This is a genomic window from Myxococcota bacterium, from assembly GCA_041389495.1.
Taxonomy (GTDB): Bacteria; Myxococcota_A; UBA9160; order UBA9160; family UBA4427; genus JAWKRT01.
In genome coordinates, this window is record JAWKRT010000001.1 from 121,507 (window position 1) to 145,824 (window position 24,318).

Below are 24,318 nucleotides of genomic sequence, written 5' to 3' on the forward strand. Positions count from 1 at the left end.
GCGCCGACGTTAGCCTACGGCGCGCGCTCGATGTCGACGACTTCCCAGAAGCGATCGCACTCGGTCTGCTGGCGCACGACGCGTTCGCGCTCGACGAGCACGGGCGCGAGGCCCGGCGCGCGCACGACGATCCACGCGCGTTCCGTCTCGAGCACGTGCCGCACGTGCTCGACCACCTCGACGCCGTCGTCCGTCCACGCGGTGAAGCGCACGTTGCTGCGCGGTCGCAGCGAGAGCACGACGTCCGACGGGATCGCGCGCTGCAGCAGCGCGCCGCAGCGCTCCGCGTCGGCGACGAGATCCTTCGGATCGGCGGGCGCGGCGACGCGCGCGGCGCGGAGCACGCGGAGCACGGCGCCCGCGCCGCCGACCGCCGGGATGCACCACTCGGGGCCGAGATCGGCGAAGTGCTCGATCGGCTCGGTGACGATGCGCGAGCGCTCGGGGCGGAAGCGGAGCCACACGCCCGTGCCGCCCGGGCCGTCCACCGGCTCGGCGTCGTAGAAGCGTGCGCGCACGCGGCGCAGGGCGGGCTCCGGCATCGCCGCATGCTAACGGCAGGCGGGGCGACCGGGTTGAGCGCTCGGGCGTCGCTGCGCGATGCTCGGCGCGTGGGCACCGCGAGCGACGCCGAGCCGTGGATCGAGATCGCCCCCGCGGAGAGCGCGCGCGGCGAGGCGGAGCAGGTCGACGCGCTCTTCGCGCGGGCCGCGCGGGCCGCGCGCGCGGCCGCGGGCGGGCTGCCGCGGCTGTGGATCGCGCCGGCGCTCGGCTCCGCGCACGCGCCGCGCGAGGCGCTGCGCATCGCGACCGGCGTGCTCGCGCGCGAGCCGGGGCTCCGCGTCGTCGCCGCGGACGTCGCGGCTCCGGACGGCGAGGGTGCCGCGTGGCTGCGGCTCGCGGAGGACGTCGCCACGGCCGACGCCATCGCGGGCGGCCGGCTCGAGCTCGCCTTCCGCTCGTTGCCGCGCGACGGCGCTTCGCTCGTCGCGCGGCTGCGCGCCGCGTGGGCGGGCGAGCCCGTCGCGGCGCGCGAGGGGGAGTCGGGCGCGGAGGTCGAGGTGCATCCGGCGCCCGCGCGCCGCGGGGGGCCTCCGCTGTGGCTTCGCTGTGCGAGCGCGCGCGAGGTCGCGAGCGCGCATGCCGCCGGCATCGGCGCCGTGGTGGACGACGCGCGCGTCGCGCCGCCCGGCGAGCGCGTCGCGCTCGTGCGTCGAGAGGTGCTTCGTTAGTTCGCGCCCGCGAGGGCCCGGCGGCGCGCGCCGCTCACGCGCCGCGCGCGAGTGCGCGCTGGTAGGCGGGGCGCGCGTGCGCGCGCTCGAGCCACGCGCGCACGTTCGGGTGGGCCGCGAGGTCGCGGCGCGTCGACGCGAACTCGGCGACGAACGACACCAGCGGGTCGACGGCGGAGAAGCGCGCGCCGAGCAGCCACTCGCGCCCTTCGAGCTCGCGCTCGAGAAACGCGAGCAGCGCGTCGATCTCGGCGCCGACCGCGTCGCGCAGCGGCGCCGCGCCGTCGCCCGCCATCCCGAGGAAGAGATCGAGGAGCAGCGGGAACATCCCCGAGCCTTCCGCGAAGTGGAGCCAGTAGAGGTAGCGGGGAAAGTCGGCGTCGTCGTGATGTGGCGCGAGCGCACCGCGGCCGTGGCGGACGACGAGGTAGTCGACGATCGCACCGGACTCGGCGAGCACGACGTCGCCGTCCACGATGACGGGCGACTTCCCGAGCGGGTGCACGGCGCGCAGCGCGTCGGGCGCGCGCTGCGTCACGGGATCTCGCGCGTGGCGGACGACCTCGTAGTCGACGCCGAGCTCCTCGAGCAGCCACAGCACGCGCTGCGACCGCGACCGCTCGAGATGATGCACCCGGATCATCGCTCCTCCGCGGCCGTGCCCTCGGCGATCGTGTCCATCGCGCGCGCGAGCGCGACGTCGAGCTCGGTGACGGCACCCGCGTCGTGCGTGACGAGATCGACGCGCACCGTCGCCCACACGTTCGACCACTCGGGGTGGTGGTCCATCCGCTCGGCCACGAGCGCGGCACTCGTCATGAAGCCGAAGGCCTCGACGAAGTCGCGGAAGCGGAACTCGCGGTGGAGTCGGCCGCGCTCGATGCGCCACGACGGAAGCTCGCGCAGTGCGCGCTCGATGCCGTCCTCGTCGAGTGCGGGGGGGCGCGACACGGCGCTACTCGCGCCCGTCGTGGATGGCGCGCATGAACGCGTCGAACAGCACGCTCTCGACCTGCTCGCGCGTGACCTTGCCATAGCGCTCGCGGAAGGCCTTCACCGGGATGATGCCCTTCGCCATCGAGCGATGACCGCCGCCGACGCCGAGCCCCTCGACGACGCTGCGCACCACCTCGCCCGCGGCGCGCACGTAGCCCACGTTGCGCACCGAGAAGACGATGTCGCTGCCGACGACGCCGGCGGCGACCGACCACTCCGCGCCCTCCGCCTGCAGCGCCATGTCGGCGACCTGCGGGATGACGTCCTCGCGCACGCGCCCGAGTGCGAGCAGGTGGACGCCGTCCCGCACCTGCGAACGCGAGAGCGCGCGCCCGAGTGCGCGCATGCCGTCGAGCGGGAGGGCCGGCCGCTCGATGCGGCGCAGCAGCGCCGGGCTGTGCGCGGCGTGCAGGTGCGCGAACGACTTCATGTCGCGGCTCGTCGTGTCGCGGCCGAGCAGCTGCGTGTCGCTCTTGATCCCGTAGAGGAGGCCGGTCGCGAGCTTCGAGTTGAGCTCGACCTTCGCGGCGCGCAGGTACTCCGTGACGATCGTCGCCGTCGCGCCGTAGGAGACGCGGATGTCCTTGAGCTTCGCCTCGTAGCCCGTGCGCTCGGGGTGGTGGTCGATCACGGCGTCCACCGAGAGCACGCGCTGCGGCGGCGGGTCGCCGAACACGTTCGGCTGGACGTCGACCAGCACGAGCCCGTCGAACTCCTCGAGCTCCTCGGGCGCGACGGTGCGGACGTCGATGCCGAGGGCCTCGACGAGCGCGAGGTTCTCCGGGCGCTTCACCTCGCCGAACGAGATCAGCGGAGCGCTCGCGCGCTTGCGTCCGAGCAGGATCCGCAACGCATAGCCACAGGCGATGCCGTCGGGATCGGGGTCGGGCTGGAGCAGGATGCCGACCTTCTCGCGCGGGTCGAGCAGCTCGCGCAGCTCGGTCACGCGCTGCAGGTTCTCGAGGTGGTCGAACTGCTCGTCCACGTCGTCGCGCAGCAGCGACGTGAGGCCACTGCGACGCAGCCGCGGGCGGTCGGGCAGGTCGTCGTCGGCGAGCTTGTCGGAGAGCACGAGGATGGGGGCACCGGGCGCGGCCTCGTCGATCGCGCGGATCGCGTTGCGGATCCACGGCGCTTCGTCGCTCGCGATCGCGTAGCGGTCGCCCGCGCGCGGCTCGAGCTTCGAGATCGCGTCGGCCGTGAGGCCGCCCTGCAGCGCGCGGAACCCCGGCGGTCGCGCGCGCGACTCGTCCTCGCGCGGCACCCACGTGAGCTCCTCGTCCTGCGCCGCACCGATGCGGCTCCAGAACCGGGCGATGTCCGCTCCGTCACAGACGATGATGCGGCGCACGTGACCCCCAGCAGGTCGGCGATGGGAGGCAGGCTCGCAGCTCGGGCTCGCGGCGCGGGCTCGCGGCTCGGGAAGGAGAGGCGCGGCGTGCCGCCGCGCTGAGCCAGCTCGGCGCGCAGTCTAGCGAGATCGCCCCTCGCGTCGACGCGATCGGCGCGCTCCGCGCGGCACGGGTGCGCAGACGGTGTGCAGGTACCCTTCCGACATGCGGGAGAAGCGCGGCGACGAGCGGGACCGCGGCGCGCCGGCGGGCCTGGGCGCGCCGCAGCCGGCGCGGTCTCCCGGCGACACCACCGCCGACGCGGCGGCCCCGGTGGGAGCGCGCGTTGCGGCGAGCGCCGAGGGCGACGCCGGCGACGAGCCGTGGGTGGTGCCGATCGGGTCGGCCTTCGACCTCCATTCGTTCGCGCCGCGCGACGTGCTCGCGGCGGTCGATGCCTACCTCGACGCGGCGCGCGAGCTCGGGCTCGTCGAGGTGCGGCTCGTCCACGGACGCGGGAAGGGCGTGCAGCGCGCCCAGGTGCGGCGCATGCTCGCCGCCGACCCGCGCGTCGAGCGCTTCGGCGACGCTCCCGCCGACCGCGGAGGCTGGGGCGCGACGATCGCGTGGCTGCGTCCTCTCGCCGCGAACGCCGACACCGGGAGCGGGGACTAACGACCGCGTGCAACGCATCTTCGTCGGAGACGTCCAGGGCTGCGTCGACGAGCTCGACCTGCTGATCGAGCGCGCACACGTCGAGTTCGGCGGTGACTTCGAGCTCTGGCTGGTCGGCGACCTCGTCAACCGCGGGCCCGACAACCTCGGTGTGCTGCGCCGCGTTCGCGCGCTGCGCGACGCGGGTCGCGCGCGCGTCGTGCTCGGCAACCACGAGACCGGGCTCCTGATGAAGGCGCTCGGCCTGCGCGCGCGGAGCGCGTCCGACACGATCGACGACGTGCTCGGGGCGCGCGACGCGCAGGAGTGGCTCGACTGGCTGCGCGGCCTCCCGTTGTGCGAGACGGGAGACATCGCCGGCCAGCGCTTCGCGATGGTGCACGCCGCCGCGCACCCCGACTGGACGCTCGACGAGCTCGCGGAGCGCGCGCACCGCGCGAGCGAGCGGCTGCGCCGCGAGGGCCCCGAAGAGCTCGCGCGCTTCCTGTCGGCCGACGGTCCGTCGCGCGACACCGATCGCGACGTGCTCGACCGCATCACGCGCTGTCGTTCGGTCGGCGCCGACGGCGCCTGGTCCGACGCGCTGCCCGACGCGGCGGCCGACGCATGGCACGCCCGGTGGAGCCAACGCGGTCACGACTACGGCGTCGTCTACGGCCACTGGGCGCTGCAGGGCCTGCACGTCGCGCCGGGCCTCCGCGGCCTCGACACGGGATGCGTGCACCATGGCCGCGACCACGACGGCTTCCTCACCGCCTGGCTCCCCGAGGCGTCGCCCGAAGGTGCGCGCGCGCCGTTCGACGCGCCCGACGATCGCCTCTGGCAGGTTCCTGCGCTGCGCCGCTACTACCCGGGCTGACGGGGCGCCCGCCCCTCCCCCCGCCTATGCTGATCGCCATGCGAGATCGCTTCTCCCCCGCCTTCGCGCGCGCCGCCGCGCTCGGACTAGCAACGCTCGTCGTGCTGTCGGGCTCGTTCGCGGGCTGCAGCACGAACCCGGTGACGGGGCGCGAAGAGATCGTCCTGATGTCCGAGGAGCGCGAGGACGAGATCGGCAAGCAGGCCGCGGTGGAGGTGGCCGCGCAGCTCGGCATCGTCGACGACCCGAAGCTCCACGAGTACGTGAATGCGATCGGCCAGGAGCTCGCCTCGCTGTCGCCGCGCAGCGACGTCGAGTACGAGTTCGAGGTCGTCGAGATGGAGGAGCCCAACGCGTTCGCGCTGCCCGGCGGCTACGTCTACGTCTCGCGCGGCCTGCTCGCCCTCGCGAACTCCGAGGCCGAGCTCGCGAACGTGATCGGCCACGAGATCGGCCACGTCGCGGCGCGCCACGCCGCGCAGCGCGACACCGTGCAGAAGGCCGCCACCATCCTCTCCATCCTGGGCATGGCCGCGGCGGTCGCGACGTCGGGCGACGGCCGCGCCGTGCTCGCGTCGCAGTATCTCGGCGCGGGGATCGTCGCCTCGTACTCGCGCGAGCAGGAGCGGCAGGCGGATCGCGTCGCGATCGAGCTCACCGCGAAGGCGGGCATCGACCCCGGTGGCATGGCGCGCTTCCTGAAGCAGCTCGACAACGCGACGCGCCTGCAGACGGGCGCGAGCCGCGCGCCCGGCTTCTTCGACTCGCATCCCGCGACGCCCGAGCGCTTCGCCGAGGCGACGACGCGCGCGCAGGTCGAACGCTGGTCGCCCGGGTTCTCGATCGCGAAGAGCCGGCGCGAGTTCCTCGAGCGGATCGACGGCATCGTCGTCGGCCCCGCGGCGAAGGAGGGCGTGTTCCGCGAGAACATCTTCCTGCACGCCGACATGCGGTTCGCGCTCCGCTTCCCGCACGGCTGGCGCCAGCTGAACCTGCGCGACCGCGTCGTCGCCGTCTCGCCGGGCGGCGATGCGATCACGGCGCTCGAGCTCGCCGGGGCAGGCGACGACCCGCGCGCCGCCGCCGCCGCCTACGCGCGCGCGAACCAGCTCGGCCTCGACGACGCCGCGCCGATCCGCATCGGCGATCTCCACGCGTTCCGCGCGCGCTCGACCGTGCGCACCGGCAATGGCTTCGTCGACGCGCTGCTGACGTGGGTGGCGTACGACGGCCAGATCTACCTGCTCACCGCCGGCACGCCGGCCGGCGCGTTCCCGAAGTACGAGGGCATCCTCCGCTCGTTCGCGCGCGGCTTCCGCCCGCTGCGCGAAGCCGACCTCGCGCAGATCGACGAGCTGCGTCTGCGCATCGTCGAGGCGAAGGAGGGCGACACGCTCGCCGCGCTCTCCGAGCGCGAGGGCAACGCGTGGAACCTGAACGAGCTCGCGGTCGCGAACGCGATGTTCGTCGGCGACGCACTCGAGGCCGGGCAGCTCGTGAAGATCGCGCGGCGCGAGCGGTACGTGCCGGCGCGGCGCGACGAGGCGCCCGCGCCGCCGCGCGCGCCGCTGCAGGGCCCGCTTCCGCCGCCCGTCGGCGACCGCTGACGGCGGCCGCGCGCGCGCCTACTGACCGGCCTCGGATTCGGCGAGCGGCTGAGCGGCCTCGGCGTTCGCGACGGCGGTCGCGGCCTGCGCCGCGCGCGTCGGCGGCACGTGGAAGGTGATCGTGGCCTTGCGCCGCCCGAAGCGGCGCGCCGCGGGCACATCCCGGCCCATGTAGAGGTCGATCTTGTGCCGCCAGCGGCGCGCCATCTTGTCGAGCACGACGTACTTGCCGTCGAGCCCGGGGCCGAGGCCCTCGACCTCGACGACCGTGCCGCGCTCGACTCCGAGCGCGAGCAGGTCGCGCGAGACGGCGAGCGCGCGCATGCCGTGCTCGAGCCGGTCGCCCCACGCGCCGGTCCACGGGTCGCCGCTCGTCTGCTGCGGCACCGAGTTGTAGGCCGACGCGGTGACGACGACGGCGCGCTCGCCCGCGCGCGCCGTCGGCGGGCCCGCGAGCAGCGCGCCCGCGACCAGCGCGACGATCGCGACGGGCCTCGTGCGCGCGCGTCGTCGCGCGTGGACTCGCTCGCTCACTCGGTGGTCTCCTCGCGCCGATTGCCCCTCGAGGGGCCGCGCGATAGGCTCCGCCCGACGATGGACCGCAGCCTTCCAGCTCGCTCGATGCCTCGCTCGCCAAGAGCCCTGCATGCGGCGAGCCGATTCCCAGCGATGCTCCGCGATCCGTCTCGCTCGGCTCGGGCCGACGTCCGCTCGGCCGCGATCCCTCGACGCTGCACTCGCGGTCGCGTGCGCCCACATCCGCTGCAGGCTCGCACCGCCGGGTGCGCCGGGGCCGCGCCAGTGAACCGCGGCTCGTCGCCGCCCGCCACCGAGCGCGCCGAAGGCCGCGCGCCCGCACGCCCCGCCCCGCTCGCCGCGGCCCGCCCGGCCCGCTGGCCCGGAAGCGAGGAAGTCATTTGGATCTCATAGGTTACGCGCTCGTGATCGCGGCCTGCCTGGCCGGGTCGGCGTTCTTCTCGAGCAGCGAGACGGCGCTCTTCCGCCTGCGCAGCCACGACCTCGAGGAGGAGCTCGAGAAATCGAAGGGCCCGGGTGCGGTCGCGGTGCGCGACCTGCTCGGCTCGACCTCGCGCCTCCTCGTCACGATCCTGCTCGGCAACAACGTCGTCAACATCCTCGGCGCGTCGGTCGCCGCGGCGCTCGCGATCCGCCTGCTCGGCCCCGAGCTCGGCATTCCCGTCTCGACGTTCTTCATGACGGTCGCGGTGCTGGTCTTCTGCGAGGTGATCCCGAAGGCGGTCGCCGCGCGCCACCCGCGTCGCATCGCCTTCTCGATCGGCCTGCCGCTCTACCTGCTGCACCAGCTCCTGCGGCCCGTGCACTTCCTCTTCGACCGCATCGTCGAGCCGCTCGTGCGGCGCATCACCGGCGGCGCGGAGGGCGAGGAGGCCCTGTCGCCCGAGGACGTGCTGCGGCTCGCCCGCCAGGCCGTGAGCGACGGCATGGAGACGAGCACGCCGCTCGCCATCATCGGCGCGACCTCGGCGGCCGCGGACATGACGGTCGAGGAGATCATGGTGCCGCGCACCGAGATCACGGCGTACTCGCTCGACGAGCCGGCGGCCCAGCTGCTCGAGGACCTGCTCGAGGAGCGCTTCACGCGCGCGCTGATCTACAAGGGCTCGATCGACGACATCCAGGGGCTCGTGCACCTGAAGGATCTCGTCTCGCTCGTGCGCGCCGGCGGGACCTCGGTCGAGGGAATCCTGAAGCCCGTCCTGCGCGTGCCCGCGCGCAAGCTCATCCTGCCGCTGCTCACCGACATGCAGCGCTCGCTCTGCCACATGGCGGTCGTGAAGGACGAGTTCGGCGTCACGCAGGGCCTGCTGACGCAGGAGGACATCCTCGAGGAGATCGTCGGCGAGATCCGCGACGAGTTCGACACCGAGGAGCTCCTGACGATCCGGCGGCTGCCCGAGGGCGGCTTCGAGGCCCTGGGCTCGGTGACCGTGCTCGACTTCAACCGCGAGAGCGGCTGGAGCATCGAGGCCGAGCGCGGCGACACGCTCGGCGGGCTCGTCTTCAACACGCTCGGCCACGCGCCGCGCCGCAGCGAGCGCGTGCGCGTCGGCCGCTACGAGTTCACGGTCGTCGACGTGTCGGGCAGCCGCATCGCGCGCGTGCGCGTGCACGAGATCGACGAGGGGCGCGAGGACGCCGACGGCTGACCGCGCGCGCGTGGCTCGGCGCGGCGCCCTCCGGTAATCATGGTCCGCCGTGAGCGTGAGCGTGAGCGTGAGCGCGGGCGCGGCGCGGTGTCGCGCGGGCCGGCGGGAGCGGCGCGGGATCCGCGCGGCGGGACGTGCCGCGGCACGAGGCTCGGAGCGACGAGTGCATCGGCTTCGCATGCGCCGGATGATGCTTGGACTCGCCGCCGTCGCGGCCGTGCTGACGACGAGCGCGCTGCTCGTTCCCGAAGGCGAGGTCGTCACGCTCCACACGCGCGACGCGGCGGGCGGCGAGTTCGAGACGCAGCTCTGGATCGCGCGCGTCGCAGGTGACGACTACCTGCGCGCGTCGAGCCCGGACAACCACTGGCTCGAGCGGCTCCGCGCGCGTCCGCGCGTCGAGCTCTCGCGCAGCCGCCACGCGCTTCCCGAGGCGGAGCGCGAGCGCTTCGAGGCCGTCGTCGCCGACGCGCCGGACGTGCGCGCCGCCGTGAACGAGGCGTTCGCCCGCAAGTACGGGCTCGCCGACCGGCTCTGGTCGCTGGTCGCGGACCGGTCGAGCGCGGTCGCCGTGCGGCTCGTGCCCTCCGAGGGCGCGGCCGGGGAGGACGCGCCGTAGCGACCGGGAGCGAGGAGACCGTCGCGATCGAGCGGCTCGCCGCGGGCGGCGGCGGCGTCGGCCGCCTCGCGGACGGCCGCGCCGTCTTCGTTCCCTTGACCGCGCCCGGCGACGTCGCGCGCATCCGCATCACGGAGCTGCGCGCGCGGTTCGCGCGCGCCGAGCTCGTCGAGATCGAGACGCCGGGCCCGCAGCGCGTCGCGCCGCGCTGCGGGTGGTTCGGCGAGTGCGGCGGCTGCGACTGGCAGCACGTCGACTATGCCGCGCAGGTCGACGCGAAGCGCGCACTGCTGCACGACGCGATCGAGCGCATCGCCCGCCTCGCGCTCCCCGGCGAAGTCGCCTTCCACGCGTCGCCGAAGCCGTACGGATACCGGCAGCGCGCGCGGCTCGTCGCGGGCGGCGGCGTCGCCGGGTTCCGGCGGCGCGGCTCGCACGAGGTATGCGCGATCGACTGGTGCCCGGTGCTCGAGCCCGCGCTCTCCGACGCGATCTCGCGCGCCGAGGGCGCGGAGGGCGAGGTCGAGCTCGCGCTCGCTGCAGACGGCTCCGTCCGCGTGCACGAGCTCGGCAGCCCGCGCGACGGCGACGCCGCGCCGGAAGCGATCGAGACCGTCGTGCGGGGCGACCGGCTCCGCATCTCGCCGGGCGTCTTCGCGCAGGCGAACGCGAGCCTCGTCGATCGGCTCGTCGAGCGCGTGCTCGCGCGCGCGGGTCGCGGCGCCGCGGCGGTCGAGCTGTTCGCGGGCGCGGGCCTCTTCACGTTGGGCCTTTCGCGCGCCTTCGAGCGCGTGCTCGCCGTCGAGGTGAGCGCGCGCGCGACGGACGACCTCGTGTTCAACCTCTCGCGCGCCGGGCGCGCGAACGTCGAGGTCGTCACGCGCCGCGCCGATCGCGCGCTCGTGCGCGTCGAACGGGCGGCGCCGGACGTCGTCGTGCTCGACCCGCCGCGCGACGGACTCGACCGCGGGCTCGCCGCCGCGCTCGCCGCGTGCGGCGCGCCGCGCATCGTCTACGTGTCGTGCGACCCGGCGACGCTCGCGCGCGACGCCGCGGAGATCGTTCCCCGCGGCTACCGGCTGGCGGCGCTCGAAGGCTTCGATCTGTTCCCGCAGACCGCGCACGTCGAGGCGCTCGCGCTGTTCGAGCGCGAGGCGCCGGGTGCGGCTCCGCGACGCGACGGCGGCTAGGGCTCGATCAGGCCGTGGCGCAGCGCATAGCGAACGAGCTCGGTCGCCTTGCGCACGCCTACCTTGCGCATGAGACTCGTGCGGTGGGCCTCGACCGTCTTCGTGCTGATCTTCAGGTCCGCGGCGATCTCCTTCGCCGACAGCCCCTCCGCGATCAGGTGCAGCACCTCGCGCTCGCGCGTCGACAGCAGCGTGAACGGCTCGGCCGGGCCGCCGCCCGGCGAGCGCAGCTGCTCGACGATCTCGCGCGCGACCGCGGGGCTGAAGTAGCTCCCGCCCTTCGTCACCGCCCGCACGGCGGTGACGATCTCGGCGGCGCGCCCGTTCTTGAGCACGTAGGCGTCGGCGCCGAGCGCGATCGCGCTCTGGATGAACGGCGGGTCGCTGTGGACCGAGAGCAGGATGACCTTGATCTTCGGGTGTCGGGCTCGCAGCCGCTCGAGGGTCTCGAGCCCGCCGAGCCGGGGCATCGTGATGTCGAGGACGACCACGTCGGGCTCGTGCCTCTCGGTCTGCTCGAGCACCTCGCGCCCGTCGCTCGCCTCGGCACAGACCTCGAGTCCCATCTCGGATTCGAGGAGCCTCCGCAGCCCCTCGCGGACGATGCCGTGATCGTCGGCGATGATTACGCGCGTCACCTTCCTAGGGTACACGTGGGTGCGTCGATCGGGCGACCGGGTTTTCACGGCGCGATCTGCGTCGCGACCTACGGGAAACCCCGAATGGGAGGGGGAGGCCTACTCCGTCCCGATACGGAAGCGGAGCCGACATGATGCAGGACGCAGCAATCCGGCTCGCGGGCGGGTGCGCCGTCGCCGAGGCGAACGGCGCGGCGCGGTCCCGTGGCCCGCGCGACGGACGGCGCCGCGAGGCGCGGGCGGGCGACGATGTTAGGCGAGCCCGCCGCCCCTTCGTGCTCTACGTCGAGGGCCCGGGCGACAGCGACATCCTGCGCAGCTGGGCGCGCCGCTACGCGCGCGACCTCGACCGCGCCATCGAGGCCGCCGCCGTGATCCTCGGCGGGCGCCGGCCGGCGCGCGCACTCGAGCACTTCCGTCGGGAGCGGGCGGCGCGTCCCGCGCTGCGCGGCCTCTGCGTGCTCGACCGCGACGACGAGGCGCACGCGATTCCCGACGAGGAGCCCGGGCTCGAGTTCTTCACCTGGCCCGAGCGCCACATCGAGAGCTACCTGCTCGTTCCGGACGCCATCGTCCGCCACGCGCGCTGCGAGGACGGCTCGGACGAGATCGCGAGGATGATCGACGAGCTCGGCCGCGGGTCGCGCTTCCGCACGCGCTCGGGGGGCGTCGACGCGAAGCGCCTGCTCGCCCCGCGCGGCCCGCTCGCGCGCGAGCTCGGCCGCGCGATCTCGCCCGCCGGGATCGCGCGCGCGATGCGGCGCGACGAGCTGCACGGCGACGTCGTCGCGCTGCTCGAGCGCGTCTGCGACGGCGTGGGCGTGCGTGCGCGATCGGAGGAGGTCGTGGTGGTGCGCCGCGCGCCCGCGGCGGCGGCGTACCGCGCCGACGCGAAGGCGGCCGACGAGGCGGACCGCCGCGAGCGCTAACGCGTCAGCGGTCGGCCGCCTCGTGGAGCAGCGGCTCGGGCACGGCGTCGCCCTCGCGGCGCGCCTCGCGTACCCCGCGCGCGAGCTCGATGGCGCGGGCGACGAAGAGCACACCGATGCCGACGTGCATCAGCAGGAAGATCGTGTTCGTCCACAGCGCGAACGCGATCAGCTCCTCGCGCGTCCCGTAGTCGGCGAACAGGTTCGACCACGCGATCTCGCGCACCCCGAAGTTCCCGAGCGACGGGATCGAGATCGCGAGATAGAGGATGGGGATGCGCGCCATCAGGGCCGACCACGGGATCGGCACGCCGAAGGCGCGCGTCGCGAGGCCCTGCACGAGCACGTCGAGCGCGGCGAAGACGACGAACATCCCGACGAAGGGGACGAGGTCGCGCGCCGCGAAGCCCGACCACCACTTGCCGAGTCCGAGGCGTTCGAGGAGCCGCTCCCAGACGCCGAACCGCGAGGCCACGAGGATCGCGCCCGCCACCGTCCAGCCGAACGCGACCGCGGCGACGACCTCGCGGTGGGCGGCCGCTCCGCCGTCGAGGAACACGAGCGACGCCGTCGCCTGGAGCAGCAGCACGCCGAAGTGGCAGCCGAACGGCACTCCCGCGACCGCCACCACCGCCGCGAGCCGCCCGCGCACGAGCTGGGAGACGCCGTAGAAGAACGCGGCGTCGCCGAGCGAGTTGTTCACGGTGCGCACGAGCTCGGCGCCCGCCTTCACGGCGAGCACCCGGCGGATCGCGACGGGCTCGACGAGCCGCCGGATCGCGATCGCCTGGATGAAGCCCCAGACGAGGAAGAACAGCAGCTTGTCCGCGACCGTGACCGCGAGGAAGAGCGGCAGATTGGCGCGCGCCGTGACCTCGGGGATCGATTTCCAGTCGATCGCGAAGCCGAACACGTAGCCGAGCGCGACCGCGGAGATGGCCCACGGGACGAGCCTGCGGAGGAGGTTGCGCGCGTCGACGTTCACGCCGCGCAGCATAGCCCGGGGCCGCGCCGCGCAAGCGCGGCGCGCGCTCGCACGTTCGCGCCGTGCCGCGCGCGGATCACGCGGCGAGTCGCATAACGATGTCGCCGCCGACCGCGCCGTCGCGCGGGGCTTCCGCACCCATCGACGGGCGGGTAGCCTGCCGCGCCGTGCCGGTGCTCGCGCTCGACTTCGACGGTGTGATCTCGGACAGCGCGACGGAGGCCTTCTTCGTCGCGCTGCGAACCTACGTCGCGCTGCGCCCGGGCGCGTCGGCGTCGCTGCGCGAGACCCTCGCCGGCGTCGAGGCGGCGTGGGCGGAGGGCGGGCGCGCGGCGCGCGCCCGCGTCGCGGCGAGCGAGCTGTACGGCGCGTTCGTCGATGCGATGCCGCTCGGCAACCGCGCCGAGGACTTCGGCGTCGAGCTCGCGGCCTTCGATCGCGGGCTCGCGCTCCCGAGCCAGGAGGCGTACGACGCGCATGCCCGAGCGCTCGCGGACGAGGACCCGTCCTTTGCCGAGCGCTTCCACGGGCGCTTCTACGCCGAGCGCGACGCGCTCGCGGCCGCCGACCCCGACGGGTGGGTGGGATTGTTAGGCCCGTATCCCGAGCTCGTCGCACTCCTGCGGCGGCGCGCCGGCGCGCGCACGCTGGCGATCGCCACGGCGAAGGATCGCCCCGCGGTCGAGCGCCTGCTCGCGGCCTACGGGATCGCCGACCTCTTCCCGCCCGCGCTCGTGCTCGACAAGGAGGCCGGGCGCAGCAAGCGCGCGCACCTCGCGGCGCTCCGCGAGCGCACCGGTGCGGCGTTCTCCGACGTCACGTTCGTCGACGACAAGGTGAATCACCTCGAGGACGTCGCGCCGCTCGGCGTCCGCTGCGCGCTCGCGGCGTGGGGGTACAACTCGGAGCGCGAGCGCGCCCGCGCCCGCGCGCTCGGCTTCGCGGTCTGCGACCTCGCGGGCGCGGAGGCTGCGCTCTTCGGCTGAGCGCTGCCCGCTGCCTGCTGCGCGCCGTCGCACGCGCGTCCGCGCGCTTGGCCGGCACCGGCTTCCGCCCTACCCTGCCCGCTCCTCGCGCGCGCGTCCCCCGCGCGCGCGGGCGTCCGACCGGAAGGTGCGAGCGACCCATGGACATCGGCTTCCGCATGCACGCCGAGCGCACGCCGAACCCCGACAGCATCAAGTGGGTGCTGAGCCAGCCCGTCGCCGCCGCCGCCGCGGGCGCGCACTTCGGCGAGGCACCCGCGCCCGACGCGTCGCCGCTCGCGGCCGCGCTGTTCGAGGTCGAAGGCGTGGTCGGCGTCTTCCTCGGGCCGAGCTTCGTGACGATCACGAAGGGCGCGGAGAGCGAGTGGACCGATCTCGCCCAGCCCGTGGTCGACGCGATCAAGGCGTGGGCCGCGACCGGGGAGCCGGCGCTCGGGCCCGGCTGGATTCCGCCCGCCGCCGCGGACGAAGGCGGCGTGGTGGCTCGCATCCTCGAGGTCCTCGACCGCGACATCCGGCCCTTCGTGGCCCAGGACGGCGGCGAGATCGGCTTCGCGGGCTTTCGCGACGGCGTCGTCGAGCTCGTGCTCCAGGGCGCGTGCTCCGGCTGCCCGAGCTCGACGATCACTCTCAAGATGGGAATCGAGGCGCGATTGAAGGAGCAGATTCCCGAGGTCGAGGAGGTCGTGGCGGTCTAAGCTCCCCCTCGAACGCCGACGCGCTGCCGACGACGCGCCCCCTGCGCGCCGGCCGCACGCGGCGCAGATGCCGGTGCCAACCCCCTGGCCCGGCCGACCGATACAGCCCCCCATCGCAATCGCGGCGTGCGCTCGGCCCGGCCGGGCGGGCCGCGCCACCCCCCGCCGAACGCGCGGACGGCCCGAGAGCGCCGCCGCGCGACGCCGCGCGTCGGCGCGCACGCTGCGCGTCGAGGCGCGTGGAGGACGCCTTGGGTCGCTGGTCGCTCGGTCGCAACGGTTGGCGGGACGGATGGCCGCGCGACGACGAATCGCGCGCGCGGCTCGGGCTGACGCCGCGCGGGAGCCGCGCGCGGCGCGCACAGCGCCGCCGCCGGCAGATCGACCTGCTCGGACGCTCCGATCGCGCACTCGGCCGCGGTCGCATCCTCACGGCGCGCGGGCGCGCGACACTCCTCGCGCTCGCCGCCTCGCTCGGTGCACTCGGGAGCCTCGCGGTGCCCTCGGGCGCGCGCGACCAACGCGAGCCCGTCGATCTCGCCGCGGTGTTCCCGGAGACGCCGCCCGCACAGGTCGCGGCCGCGACCCTGATCCAGCCGGCCGCCGCCGCTCCCGCGCCGCGCCGCGCTCGCAGCGACACGGACCGCGCGCCGGCCGCGGTGTCCGCGCCGCCCGTCGTCGCCGCGCGCCTCGGCGGGCCCGCGAGCGCGCCGCCCGAGCTGCTCGCGCGCCTCCCCGCCTCGCGCCGCGCCCTCGAGCTCGCCTCCACCGCAGACGTCGGCGGCACCGCCGTCGCCGCCGCCTTCGCCGACGGCCTCCCGGCGCGCCTCGTCGAGCAGGTCGCCGACCCGCGCGGCGCCTCCGGGCCGCTGCGCATCGAGTACACGCTCGACGCCGAGCTCACGCGCCGCGTCTTCCGCGTGCTCGATCGCGTGCGCGTCGAGCGCGGCCACGTCGTCGTGCTCGACGTCGAGACGGGGCGCGTGCTCGCGTTCGCGTCGACCGACCCGAAGGCGCTCCCGCCCGAGCGCGCCTATCCCGCCGCTTCGCTCGCGAAGGTCGTGACGGCCGCCGCCGCGCTCGAGAACGATCGCCGGCGCGCGCTCGTGCCGTGCCGGTTCCAGGGGAGCCCGTACCGCCTCACCGCCGCGCGCGTGCACCCCGCGCGCGGCGGCACCGAGGCGTCGCTCGAGAAGTCGATCGCCGGCTCGTACAACCAGTGCTTCGCGCAGCTCGCCGTGCACGCGCTCGGCGAGCGCCCGCTCGTCGACGCGTTCGAGCGGTTCGGCTGGACGGTGTCGGCGGCGCCCGGACAGGAGTCGGCGCACATCGAGCGCGGCGAGGGCGACTACGGACTCGGGAAGCTCGGCTCGGGCCTCGCGCCGACGCGCATCACCGTCCTGCACGCCGCGCAGCTCGCCGCGACGCTCGACCAGGGCCTGCTCGTCGAGCCGTGGTGGATCGATCGCGTCGTCGACGCGAACGGCCGCGCGCTCGCGCTGCCCGAGCGCGCGGCGCCGGCGCGCGCGATGCAGGCGGCCACCGCGCGCGAGGTGCGGAGCATGCTCGTGCGGACGACGACGAACGGGACCGCGCGGCGCGCGTTCCGCACGCGGCGCGGGCCGCGCCTCGGCGACGTCCGCGTCGCCGGGAAGACGGGCAACCTCTCCGGAACGCACCCGCGAGCGCGCTACGAATGGTTCGCGGGCGTGGCGCCGGCGGAAGCGCCGCGCGTCGCCGTCGCGGTCGTGCAGGCGCACGGCAACCGCTGGTGGGCGACGTCGTCGCAGGTCGCCGCGGAGGTCTTCGCCGAGCTCTTCTGCGAAGGCCGCCAGTGCAGCGGCGACCGCGTCGCGCGCTTCACCGGCGACCTCGGCGCCGTCGCGTCGACACCGCCGCTCGCGCGCGAGGTCGTCGCGTCGCGCTAGTGCGGCGACGTCGTCGCCTCGCGCGGACGCGCGCCCTCTCGGCGTCGCGCTAACGAGTGTCGCGGCGGCGGCGCTCGAAGCGCCACCCGCCGCTCGGCTCGCGCCAGCGGCTCGCGTGGCGTGGCGCACCGAGCGCCGCGTCGAGCGCGGCCGGCGCGGGCAGCTCGCCCGCGAGCGCGGGCGCCGCGCTCCGGCCGCCCGCGCGCGGGTCGTCCGCGGCCGGCTCCTCCAGGATCGACAGCAGCAGCTCGTCGACCGCGACCGGCGCATCGTAGAGAGCGCGCGCCGTCGACGGGCCCGCCTCGACGAGCGTCGTCCGCGCACCGCGCCGCGCGAGCGCATCGAGGAGCGCCCGGAGGCTCGGTGGCTCGAGCTCGATCGTCTCGAGCCCGGGCGCGGCGGCGCGGAGCGCGCGCGCGTGCGCGCGACCCGTCGCGAGCCAGGGCGGCGGATCGGCGCGCAGGAGCGGGTGTCGCGCGTCGAGCGCAGCGCCCGTCGTCAGCACGACGCTGCGCGGAGGCTCGGCCCGCCCGACGCGCTCGCGCCGCCACGCGAGCAGCGCGGCGTCGCGCTCGGCGTGCGTCACGTCGGGCTCGTCGCGGAGGATGCGGCCCGTCGTGACGATCGCGTCGGCGCGCATGCGCGCGGCCCGCAGCGCGAACGCGTCGCGCGGACTCGCGGGCGACGACGGCCCGATCGCGAGCACGGGAAGGCGGCCGTCGGGCGCCTGCCACGCGGCGACGACGTGGAGCACGCCTTCGTCGCGCGCAGGATCCTCGCCGTACAGCTCGCGCAGCTTCGCGCTCACCGACTCCGCCGGGCTCGTCGCACTCGCCATCGCAGGCCTCCGAGGAAGCGCGCGCCGATCGCGCGCGGAAGCGCGGTTCCCCGCTCTGTGCGGGTCGCGCGGAAGCGCGGTTCCCCGCTCTGTGCGGGCCCCGCGGAAGCGCGGTTCCCGATCGTGCGGGTCCCGCGGAAGCGCGGTTCCCTTTCGCGCCGGCCCCGCGGAAGTGCGTTGCCGCGCGCTGCCGGCGCCGCCGCGGCAACCGCGGCCGCGTCACGCCGCTCGCGGCGCGGCGCGCGACGCGCGCATCCCCGCGCTTGCGCCGCCGGCTGCACGAGAGTTGCACAGCTCGCTTCGACGCGGTGCGGCGCGGTACCGCACTTGCACTGACGCGTGTCGCCCCGGGATGCGAAGGGAGGCTCGGCCGTCGGGAGTCGAACGATGCGATCGCCGCTCGCACACGCCGCTCTGGTCCTTCCCGCGCTCGCCGTGCTGGCGGGCGTGAGCGCGCCGCGCGCGGCGGGCGCGCAGCCGCTCGACCTCCGCGACGCGCGCGCGCGCGACGTCGCCGTGCGCTTCGAGCGCTCGCCGCGCACCGATCCGTCGACGCTCGACGCGAGCTGGGGCGACCCGCTCCCCGCGCACCTCGAGCGGCGCGCCGACGGGCTCGTGCGAATCGCGATCGCGGGGCGCCTCGTCGCGGCCCACCTCTTCGAGGGCGAGCGCGCGCGGCCCGAGAGCTTCGCCGACTTCGTGTGGCTGCTCGATCCTGCGACCGGCGACGTCGTCGAAGCCGGCGTCGACGGCGTGATCGAGCAGGAGGTCGCGTGGGGCTTCGCCACGACCGTGACCGAGGCCCGCGTCCGCGTCCGCATGAGCACGCTCGAGCCGGCGGGCTTCCGCGCGCCGCGCGAGCTCTTCGGCAAGCGGCTCTTCCGCCACTGCGACCCGCGCGTCGAGCCGGGTGGCGAGGCGTGCCGCGGCGTCGCCGCGGTGCCGTTCGACGCGTCGCGCGGGTACGTGAACGCGGTGGGCACGATCGAGGTCGAGACGCCGATCGGCCTCGGCGTCGTGTCGTTCTCGCCGCTCGGCGAGGCCATCTTCCTCGAGAGCGCGGGTGCGGGCGGCGCGGTCGACGCGCTCGCCGGCGTCGACGTCGCCTCGTCTCCGCCCGATCTTCGTTAGTTCGACGCGCTCGGCGCCGTGCGCTCCGCGGGGCGTAGCGGGTCGAGCGGCGCGAGTCGGCGCGCGACCTCCGCGGCCGACGCCGGCCGCGCGTCCGGATCCTTCGCGAGCAGCTCGAGCACGAGTGCGGCGAGCGTGTCGTCGACGTCGGGCGCGAGCTCGCGCGGGTCGGGCGGCGCGGTGTGGCGGCTGTGGTGCTGCGGGTCGCCGTCCGGGAACGGAACCCGACCGGTCGCGAGCTCGAACAGCGTGACGCCGAGGCCGTACAGGTCGGCGCGCGCGTCGATCTCGCCGCCGAGCGTCTGCTCGGGAGCCATGTAGTAGGGCGTGCCGCCGATCAGGCTCGCGCTGCGGCGCACCTCTTCCGCCACCTTCGCGAGCCCGAAGTCCATGATCTTGACGCGCTGGTCGGGGGACACGAACAGGTTCGCCGTCTTCACGTCGCGGTGGACGATGCCGCGCTCGTGCGCGTACTGCAGGCCCGCGCACACCTGCCATCCGATGTGCGCGATCTCGCTCGAAGCGAGGCGACCTCGCCGGCGCAGCAGCTGGTGGAGCGGCTGGCCGTCGAGCAGCTCCATCGTGATGAACAGCGTGCCGTCCTCCTGGTCGGCGTCGAAGACGGTGACGATGTTCGGGTGGTTGAGCGAAGCCGCGGCGCGCGCCTCGCGCAGGAAGAGCTCGACCGCGCGCGGATGGTCGCGCAGCGAGTCGGAGAGCCGCTTCAGCGCGACGACGCGCCCGAGGCGCCGGTCGCGCGCGCGCCACACGACGCCCATCCCGCCGCGCCCGATCTCCTCGATCAGCTCGTAGCGCTGGTCGGCGAGCAGGATGGTGGGAGCGAGGCCGGCGTCGTCGCCGAGCAGCGCGATCGGGACGTGGCGCTTCGCGCTGCGCGCCTTGCGCAGCTGCTCGGTGCGCGTCGCGAGGTTCGGGTAGCTCGGATCCTGCAGGCGCAGCGTCTCGAGCACGTCGAGCGCGCTCTCGATGTCGCCCGCGCGCTCGTGCAGGTCGGCGAGGCGGGCATAGAGCTCGGCCGGTGCGCCGCCGGGCTTCGTCACCGCGAAGTAGTCGGACAGCTTGCGCGCCGCGAGGTCGAAGTGGCGCTCGCGCTCGAACGTGTCGGTGAGCAGAAGGCACGCGTCCGCGTAGTTCGGATCGTCGGGCGCGACGCGCTGGAGCAGCCGGATGCCGCGCGTGGGGAGGTCGTGCTCGAGCGCCGTGCGCGCGGCCTCGAACACGTCGCCCCGCCGCTCGAGCGCCTCGACCCAGCTCGCCGCGTCGCCCGCCTCGCGGTAGCAGGCGATGGCGCTGTCGAAGTCGCGCGCCTGCTCGAACGCGCGGCCCGCCCGCACCGGGTCGCCCGCGATCTGGAACATCTCGGCGGCCGACACCGGGTCGTCGGCGCGACCGAAGAGCTCGCCCGCGTGGGCGTAGTTGCGCAGCTGTGCGTGCAGCTCGGCGGCCTCGAGGAAGTCGCCCGCCGCCTCGTGGTGGAGCGCCGCCTCGGCCGTGCGGCCGAGCTCGGCGTTGCGGCGCGCGAGCAGGCGGTGCGCGGCGCCGCTCTGGCCGTCGCGCGCGAGCGCCTGCGCAGCCGCCTCGATGCGCCCGGCGACGTAGGGCTCGACGGCGGGCGGGCACGCCTTGAACACGACCGCGCCGCCCTGGCCGAGCTCGACGTCGACGGCGCTCGGCAGGTGCGATCGCACCGCGACCCTGCGCTCGGCGACGCGGTCGCCGCTTCCGACGACGATCGCGTGCGTGCCGAGCGGAAGACGCAGCCGCACGCGCCCGCCCTCGACCTCGACCGGCCCCTTCGCGTGCCCGCGCGCCGCGACGATCGCCTCGCGCGGCGCCTGGCCGTCCCATGCGATGACCACGTCGACCGGCGCGGCGGCGGGCGTCACGTCGAGATCGCAACGCACCGTGCGCCGGTGCAGCACGTTCGCCGTCGTCTGCGCGAAGGGATGCTCGAGCACCTCGCCCGTGTGCGGATCCTGGAGCACGCCGTCGACGGTCACGAAGTACCGCCGGCACGGCAGCCGGCGGAAGGGCGTCTCGCGCGCGACGAGATGGTGCTCGCGCGCGCTCGCGACGCCGCCCTTCAGGATCTCGGCGTCGGATTCGGGCATGCGCCGCTTCCAGCTGCGCCGATGGCGATCGATGCGCACGCGGAAGGTCGCGCGGAGCTCGGCGGGATACGTGAGGTGGACGACGAGATCGCCGCGCCGCCGCAGCACGCGCGCGAGCAGCGCGACGAGCGCGAGCGCGGCGAGGCTCGCGAGCGCCGCGCGGAGCGCCCCCGCGTTCGAGAGGGCCCGCGCGGCGGCGTCGCGCGCGGGCGCCACGGCGTCGAGTGCGGCGGCGCCGCGCGCGCGCGCGGAGGCTGCGAGCGAGCGCGCGAGATCGCGCACGGGGTCGAGCGCCGACGGCGCGCGCAGCGGTGCGGGCGGGTCGCGCGCGCGGCGCGCGCGGGCGGCGGCGGCGGCGCGGGAGCGAGCCGCGCGGCGAGGGCGAGCGGGCGCACGCCGAGCGCGCTCGCGCGGTCGAGCGCCGCGCGCGCCTCGTCCTCGTCGCCGCCCGCGCCCGCGAGCTCGAGGGCGGCGAGCGCCGTCCACGCGCCGGCGTCGTCGGGTGCGAGTGCGGCCGCCGTGCGCGCGGCGGCGCGCGATGCTTCGTGCAGGCCGAGCGCGGCCAGCAGGTCGCGCTGCGCCGCGAGCTCGAACGCGACGCCGCCGTCGATGGCGGCGCGAGCGATCGCGCGCGCGTGCGCGTCGGCGATCGGCGCGAACGAGCTCCGATCGGTCGAGCCGGGGTCGCGCGCGGGTGCGGCCGCCGACGGCCGCGCGGTGCGCGACGGCGGTCGCGGAGCCTCGCCTAGCTTCTCCCACGCCGCGCGCTCTCGCGCCTCGATGTCGCGCTGCAGCTCCTCGCGCACCTGCGACTCCCAGATCGAGACGGGCCGATCGAGCGGGTGCGCGACGTGCGCGGGCGCGGTGTCGGAGAAGGGCGTCGTCGGGTCGGGTGCGAGCGTCGGGTCCGCAGCGGGAGCGCTTTCCGCCGTCGGTGCGGGCTCGGCCGGCTCGACCTGTGCGGCGGCGCGTGCGTCGAGGCCCGCGGCGACCAGCATCGCGAGCGCCGACGCGGACGCGCCGCGCAGACGCGCTCCTCCGCGACTGCGGCGAGCGCGGTCCGTGCAGTGGGCTTCGGGGCTTCGCATCGCCGGTCGACGCGACCTCTCGCCCCCACCGATGTGTCGCGCTCCGGCGCCGCGATGCGCGCGCTCCGCGCGCGATTCGGGACGTGCGAAGCGCGATCGATCCTCGCAGCGTCGGTGGGGGTGACGTCGAGCGAGGCGGGCGTGACGAGGACGGGAGACGCGCGCGTGGCGCACACCGGTTTCGAGCAGGTCGCGAGCCGCCGCGTGGTGGCTTGCCTTCGTCCCCGAGGCCCGGCGAGGTCGCACGGTTGTGTAGCCCCTTCACGCGACCCCCGCACGGAGAGCGCGCCCGCGCGACGTGCAGGGGCGCCCATCCTCTGAGCACCTCGGGAGCGCGCGCGGGCGCGTGCCTTAAGCGGCTCTTCACGACCGCGCGGTGCTTCCGCGCGCGCCCGGCTGACGGGAGGCAGCGACAGGGCGTCCCGCGGGCGCGCACGCGCGCCCGCACGCGGCCGGCGAGCCCGGCGGCCATGCGATCGGCGCGCTCGCGCCGCGGCGCGCCGCGGGCTCGTTAGTCAGGCGGGCCCGGCCCGTTCGCGCCGCGCGCGGCCCAGCCCGGCGAGCACGCGGCACGCCGCGGGAAGCGCGACGACGCTCGCGGCGACGCCGGCGGCGCGCGCTTCCGGCGATGCCGCCGCGAGTGCGAGCGCGAGTGCATTGTTGGCGACGTGGCACGCGATCGCGGCGATGGTGCTGCCGGTCGCGAGGCGTACCGCCGCGAGGTAGAGCCCGAGCGGAACGACCGCGAGTGCGTGCAGGGGGTCGATGTGCGCGGCGGCGAACGCGACGGTCGAGAGCAGGGCCGCTCGCGCTGCGCCGATGCGCGGGAGCAGCGCGCCTAGCAAGAGTCCGCGGAACAGCAGCTCCTCCGCGACGCCGGGGCCGATCGCGACGCCGACGGCGATCCACGCGACGCTCGGCGCGCGCGCGCCGTCGATCGCGGTCTCGATCTCGCTCTCGAGCTGCTCGAGACCGCTGCCGCCCGTGCCGCCGAGCAGCTCCACCGCGAGTCGCGCGAGCGTGCTCACGCCGAACACGCCGGCGACGACGAGCGCGAGTCGCGCGGTGCCGAGCCGCGGGCGGCGCAGGGCGAGCGCCTCGCGCACGGGCACGCTCCGCAGCAGCGCGCCCGAGAGTGCGACGGCGCCGATGGCCGCGGCGACGAGCGCGCCGACGGCCGCGACCGTGTCGGACCCGAATGCTTCGCGGTTCGCGACGTCGCGCGCGCCCGCGAGCGCGACGGCCGCTGCGACGCCGGCGGCGAACGCCGCGAGCGAGCGCGCGATCGGAGCGCGTGCGCGCGTCGCCGCGCCGTCCTCTTCGCTGCTGTGCGGGTCGTCCATGCCGCGATCCTACGCGACGCCCGGGCGTTCTCCGGGCGCACCGGCGCGGCGCGGTGCGCCCACGCGTCGGGCGGCACGACGCCGCAAGCGTGACGTCCGCGCTCGCTCGTGCGCCCGCGGCCCGCTGCTACGCTGCGCGCGTGATCGAAACCGACATCACGCGCGCGCTCCTCGTCGCGATGCCCCAGCTCCAGGATCCGAACTTCCGGCGCGCCGTCGTGCAGCTCATCGACCACGGCGACCAGGGCTCGTTCGGGCTCGTGTTGAACCGCGAGGTCGACCTCACGGCGAGCGACCTGTGCGAGAGCCTCGAGCTCGATTGGCAGGGCGAGGCGGACGTGCGCGTCCGCTGGGGCGGGCCCGTGCAGGGCAATACAGGATGGGTGCTGTTCGGCGACGACGTCGGTCTCGACGTGTCGAGCCAGGTCGCGCAGCGGGTCATCCCGGGCATCAGCTTCGCGGGCTCGCTCGCGGTGCTCGAGGAGGTCGCGCAGCGACCGCCCGACGACGTGTGCCTGTTCCTCGGCTACGCGGGCTGGGGCCCCGGCCAGCTCGAGAGCGAGATCGCCGCCGGCGCGTGGCTGCTCGCGCCGGCCTCCGCGGACGTCGTCTTCGCGGTCGAGCCCGAAGCCATGTGGAGCCACGTCGTGCGCTCGCTCGGCATCGATCCGGCGACGCTCGTTCCGACGAGCGGCGTCCACTAGCGCCGCGCGAGCTGCGACGCAGCCGCGGGGTTCCCCCGCGCCCCACTCCCCGTCCGATGTAGACTCCCCGGTCGCGCCCACCGCCCGCGCCGAGGTCCGTCATCGCGAGCCCGCATCCGTCGACCGAGTACGAAGTGACGTGTCCGCGCTGTCGGACGACGTTCCCGCCGGAGACGCGGACGTGCGTCCACTGCGGCGGTCCGGTCGGCCGCCGCTTCGC

At 75.5% G+C, this 24,318-nt stretch carries 23 protein-coding genes; 13 read left to right on the plus strand and 10 right to left on the minus strand.

Features of this window, described 5'->3' with window-relative positions; genetic code table 11:
* Positions 1-14 precede the first annotated feature (14 nt).
* Positions 15-542, minus strand: coding sequence for a hypothetical protein (locus tag R3E88_00585; protein MEZ4214947.1), 528 nt, complete (start codon positions 540-542; stop codon positions 15-17).
* 69 nt (positions 543-611) lie between these two features.
* On the opposite strand from R3E88_00585, the gene R3E88_00590 reads away from it, so the two are divergent.
* Complete coding sequence (locus R3E88_00590) at positions 612-1,232, plus strand: hypothetical protein (GenBank protein MEZ4214948.1); 621 nt, start codon at positions 612-614, stop codon at positions 1,230-1,232.
* Between the two features lie 34 nt (positions 1,233-1,266).
* On the opposite strand, the gene R3E88_00595 is transcribed toward R3E88_00590, so the two are convergent.
* Genes R3E88_00595 through R3E88_00605 form a run of 3 tightly spaced genes read right to left on the minus strand, consistent with a single transcriptional unit; the run spans position 1,267 to position 3,579 of the window.
* Positions 1,267-1,875 carry a glutathione S-transferase family protein gene (locus tag R3E88_00595; protein MEZ4214949.1) on the minus strand — a complete coding sequence of 203 codons (609 nt, stop codon included), beginning with the start codon at positions 1,873-1,875 and terminating at the stop codon, positions 1,267-1,269.
* Complete coding sequence (locus tag R3E88_00600; GenBank protein ID MEZ4214950.1) at positions 1,872-2,183, minus strand: 4a-hydroxytetrahydrobiopterin dehydratase; 312 nt, start codon at positions 2,181-2,183, stop codon at positions 1,872-1,874. The genes R3E88_00595 and R3E88_00600 overlap by 4 nt, the downstream gene beginning before the upstream one ends.
* 4 nt (positions 2,184-2,187) lie before the next feature.
* A complete protein-coding gene (locus R3E88_00605) occupies positions 2,188-3,579 on the minus strand; it encodes a DHH family phosphoesterase (GenBank protein MEZ4214951.1) in 1,392 nt (463 codons plus the stop codon).
* Positions 3,580-3,892: 313 nt separating this feature from the next.
* Here R3E88_00605 and R3E88_00610 point away from each other — a divergent pair, with 313 nt between their 5' ends.
* The 3 genes from R3E88_00610 to R3E88_00620 are packed head-to-tail and all read left to right on the plus strand — an operon-like array spanning position 3,893 to position 6,700.
* On the plus strand, positions 3,893-4,234 hold the full coding sequence (locus R3E88_00610) for a Smr/MutS family protein (protein MEZ4214952.1): 342 nt from the start codon (positions 3,893-3,895) through the stop codon (positions 4,232-4,234).
* Positions 4,235-4,241: 7 nt separating this feature from the next.
* A complete protein-coding gene (locus tag R3E88_00615; GenBank protein ID MEZ4214953.1) occupies positions 4,242-5,093 on the plus strand; it encodes a metallophosphoesterase in 852 nt (283 codons plus the stop codon).
* A gap of 38 nt (positions 5,094-5,131) precedes the next feature.
* Positions 5,132-6,700, plus strand: a complete 1,569-nt coding sequence (locus R3E88_00620; protein MEZ4214954.1) for a M48 family metalloprotease — start codon at positions 5,132-5,134, stop codon at positions 6,698-6,700.
* 18 nt (positions 6,701-6,718) lie between these two features.
* On the opposite strand, the gene R3E88_00625 is transcribed toward R3E88_00620, so the two are convergent.
* Positions 6,719-7,234 (minus strand): hypothetical protein, encoded by a 516-nt coding sequence (locus tag R3E88_00625; protein MEZ4214955.1) that lies wholly within the window; start codon positions 7,232-7,234, stop codon positions 6,719-6,721.
* A gap of 383 nt (positions 7,235-7,617) precedes the next feature.
* Here R3E88_00625 and R3E88_00630 point away from each other — a divergent pair, with 383 nt between their 5' ends.
* From R3E88_00630 to R3E88_00640, 3 genes are all read left to right on the plus strand, one after another.
* Complete coding sequence (locus R3E88_00630; GenBank protein ID MEZ4214956.1) at positions 7,618-8,889, plus strand: hemolysin family protein; 1,272 nt, start codon at positions 7,618-7,620, stop codon at positions 8,887-8,889.
* 187 nt (positions 8,890-9,076) lie between these two features.
* Positions 9,077-9,508, plus strand: a complete 432-nt coding sequence (locus R3E88_00635; GenBank protein MEZ4214957.1) for a hypothetical protein — start codon at positions 9,077-9,079, stop codon at positions 9,506-9,508.
* Positions 9,424-10,698 carry a class I SAM-dependent RNA methyltransferase gene (locus R3E88_00640; protein ID MEZ4214958.1) on the plus strand — a complete coding sequence of 425 codons (1,275 nt, stop codon included), beginning with the start codon at positions 9,424-9,426 and terminating at the stop codon, positions 10,696-10,698. Before R3E88_00635 ends, R3E88_00640 begins: the two co-directional genes overlap by 85 nt.
* Here R3E88_00640 and R3E88_00645 read toward each other — a convergent pair.
* Positions 10,695-11,336: a response regulator transcription factor gene (locus R3E88_00645; protein MEZ4214959.1), complete on the minus strand. Its 642-nt coding sequence runs from the start codon at positions 11,334-11,336 to the stop codon at positions 10,695-10,697. The genes R3E88_00640 and R3E88_00645 overlap by 4 nt on opposite strands.
* Positions 11,337-11,470: 134 nt before the next feature.
* Between R3E88_00645 and R3E88_00650 the strand changes: the two genes are divergently transcribed.
* Positions 11,471-12,265: a hypothetical protein gene (locus R3E88_00650; protein ID MEZ4214960.1), complete on the plus strand. Its 795-nt coding sequence runs from the start codon at positions 11,471-11,473 to the stop codon at positions 12,263-12,265.
* Positions 12,266-12,269: 4 nt separating this feature from the next.
* Here the strand turns inward: R3E88_00650 and R3E88_00655 are convergent, their stop codons facing one another.
* Complete coding sequence (locus tag R3E88_00655; GenBank protein ID MEZ4214961.1) at positions 12,270-13,250, minus strand: hypothetical protein; 981 nt, start codon at positions 13,248-13,250, stop codon at positions 12,270-12,272.
* Between the two features lie 167 nt (positions 13,251-13,417).
* Here R3E88_00655 and R3E88_00660 point away from each other — a divergent pair, with 167 nt between their 5' ends.
* From R3E88_00660 to R3E88_00670, 3 genes are all read left to right on the plus strand, one after another.
* A complete protein-coding gene (locus R3E88_00660) occupies positions 13,418-14,236 on the plus strand; it encodes a hypothetical protein (protein MEZ4214962.1) in 819 nt (272 codons plus the stop codon).
* A gap of 140 nt (positions 14,237-14,376) precedes the next feature.
* Positions 14,377-14,934, plus strand: coding sequence for a NifU family protein (locus R3E88_00665; GenBank protein ID MEZ4214963.1), 558 nt, complete (start codon positions 14,377-14,379; stop codon positions 14,932-14,934).
* Between the two features lie 251 nt (positions 14,935-15,185).
* Entirely contained in the window at positions 15,186-16,862 is a 1,677-nt protein-coding gene (locus R3E88_00670) for a penicillin-binding transpeptidase domain-containing protein (GenBank protein MEZ4214964.1), read from the plus strand.
* Positions 16,863-16,911: 49 nt separating this feature from the next.
* Here the strand turns inward: R3E88_00670 and R3E88_00675 are convergent, their stop codons facing one another.
* Positions 16,912-17,700, minus strand: coding sequence for a dihydrofolate reductase family protein (locus R3E88_00675; protein MEZ4214965.1), 789 nt, complete (start codon positions 17,698-17,700; stop codon positions 16,912-16,914).
* A 387-nt stretch (positions 17,701-18,087) separates the two neighbouring features.
* On the opposite strand from R3E88_00675, the gene R3E88_00680 reads away from it, so the two are divergent.
* Positions 18,088-18,831, plus strand: a complete 744-nt coding sequence (locus R3E88_00680; GenBank protein MEZ4214966.1) for a hypothetical protein — start codon at positions 18,088-18,090, stop codon at positions 18,829-18,831.
* Here R3E88_00680 and R3E88_00685 read toward each other — a convergent pair.
* On the minus strand, positions 18,828-21,245 hold the full coding sequence (locus R3E88_00685; GenBank protein ID MEZ4214967.1) for a protein kinase: 2,418 nt from the start codon (positions 21,243-21,245) through the stop codon (positions 18,828-18,830). The genes R3E88_00680 and R3E88_00685 overlap by 4 nt on opposite strands.
* A gap of 1,321 nt (positions 21,246-22,566) precedes the next feature.
* Entirely contained in the window at positions 22,567-23,394 is an 828-nt protein-coding gene (locus R3E88_00690) for a CPBP family intramembrane glutamic endopeptidase (GenBank protein MEZ4214968.1), read from the minus strand.
* Positions 23,395-23,534: 140 nt separating this feature from the next.
* Here R3E88_00690 and R3E88_00695 point away from each other — a divergent pair, with 140 nt between their 5' ends.
* Positions 23,535-24,098 carry a YqgE/AlgH family protein gene (locus R3E88_00695; protein MEZ4214969.1) on the plus strand — a complete coding sequence of 188 codons (564 nt, stop codon included), beginning with the start codon at positions 23,535-23,537 and terminating at the stop codon, positions 24,096-24,098.
* Positions 24,099-24,318 lie beyond the last annotated feature (220 nt).

Coding starts and splice junctions, on each gene's coding strand:
- R3E88_00595 (MEZ4214949.1), bottom strand. CDS start 1,875: ATGATCCGGGTGCATCATCTCGAGCGGTCGCGGTCGCAGCGCGTGCTG.
- R3E88_00680 (MEZ4214966.1), top strand. CDS start 18,088: ATGCGATCGCCGCTCGCACACGCCGCTCTGGTCCTTCCCGCGCTCGCC.
- R3E88_00635 (MEZ4214957.1), top strand. CDS start 9,077: ATGATGCTTGGACTCGCCGCCGTCGCGGCCGTGCTGACGACGAGCGCG.
- R3E88_00675 (MEZ4214965.1), bottom strand. CDS start 17,700: ATGGCGAGTGCGACGAGCCCGGCGGAGTCGGTGAGCGCGAAGCTGCGC.
- R3E88_00690 (MEZ4214968.1), bottom strand. CDS start 23,394: ATGGACGACCCGCACAGCAGCGAAGAGGACGGCGCGGCGACGCGCGCA.
- R3E88_00665 (MEZ4214963.1), top strand. CDS start 14,377: ATGGACATCGGCTTCCGCATGCACGCCGAGCGCACGCCGAACCCCGAC.
- R3E88_00620 (MEZ4214954.1), top strand. CDS start 5,132: ATGCGAGATCGCTTCTCCCCCGCCTTCGCGCGCGCCGCCGCGCTCGGA.
- R3E88_00585 (MEZ4214947.1), bottom strand. CDS start 542: ATGCCGGAGCCCGCCCTGCGCCGCGTGCGCGCACGCTTCTACGACGCC.
- R3E88_00650 (MEZ4214960.1), top strand. CDS start 11,471: ATGCAGGACGCAGCAATCCGGCTCGCGGGCGGGTGCGCCGTCGCCGAG.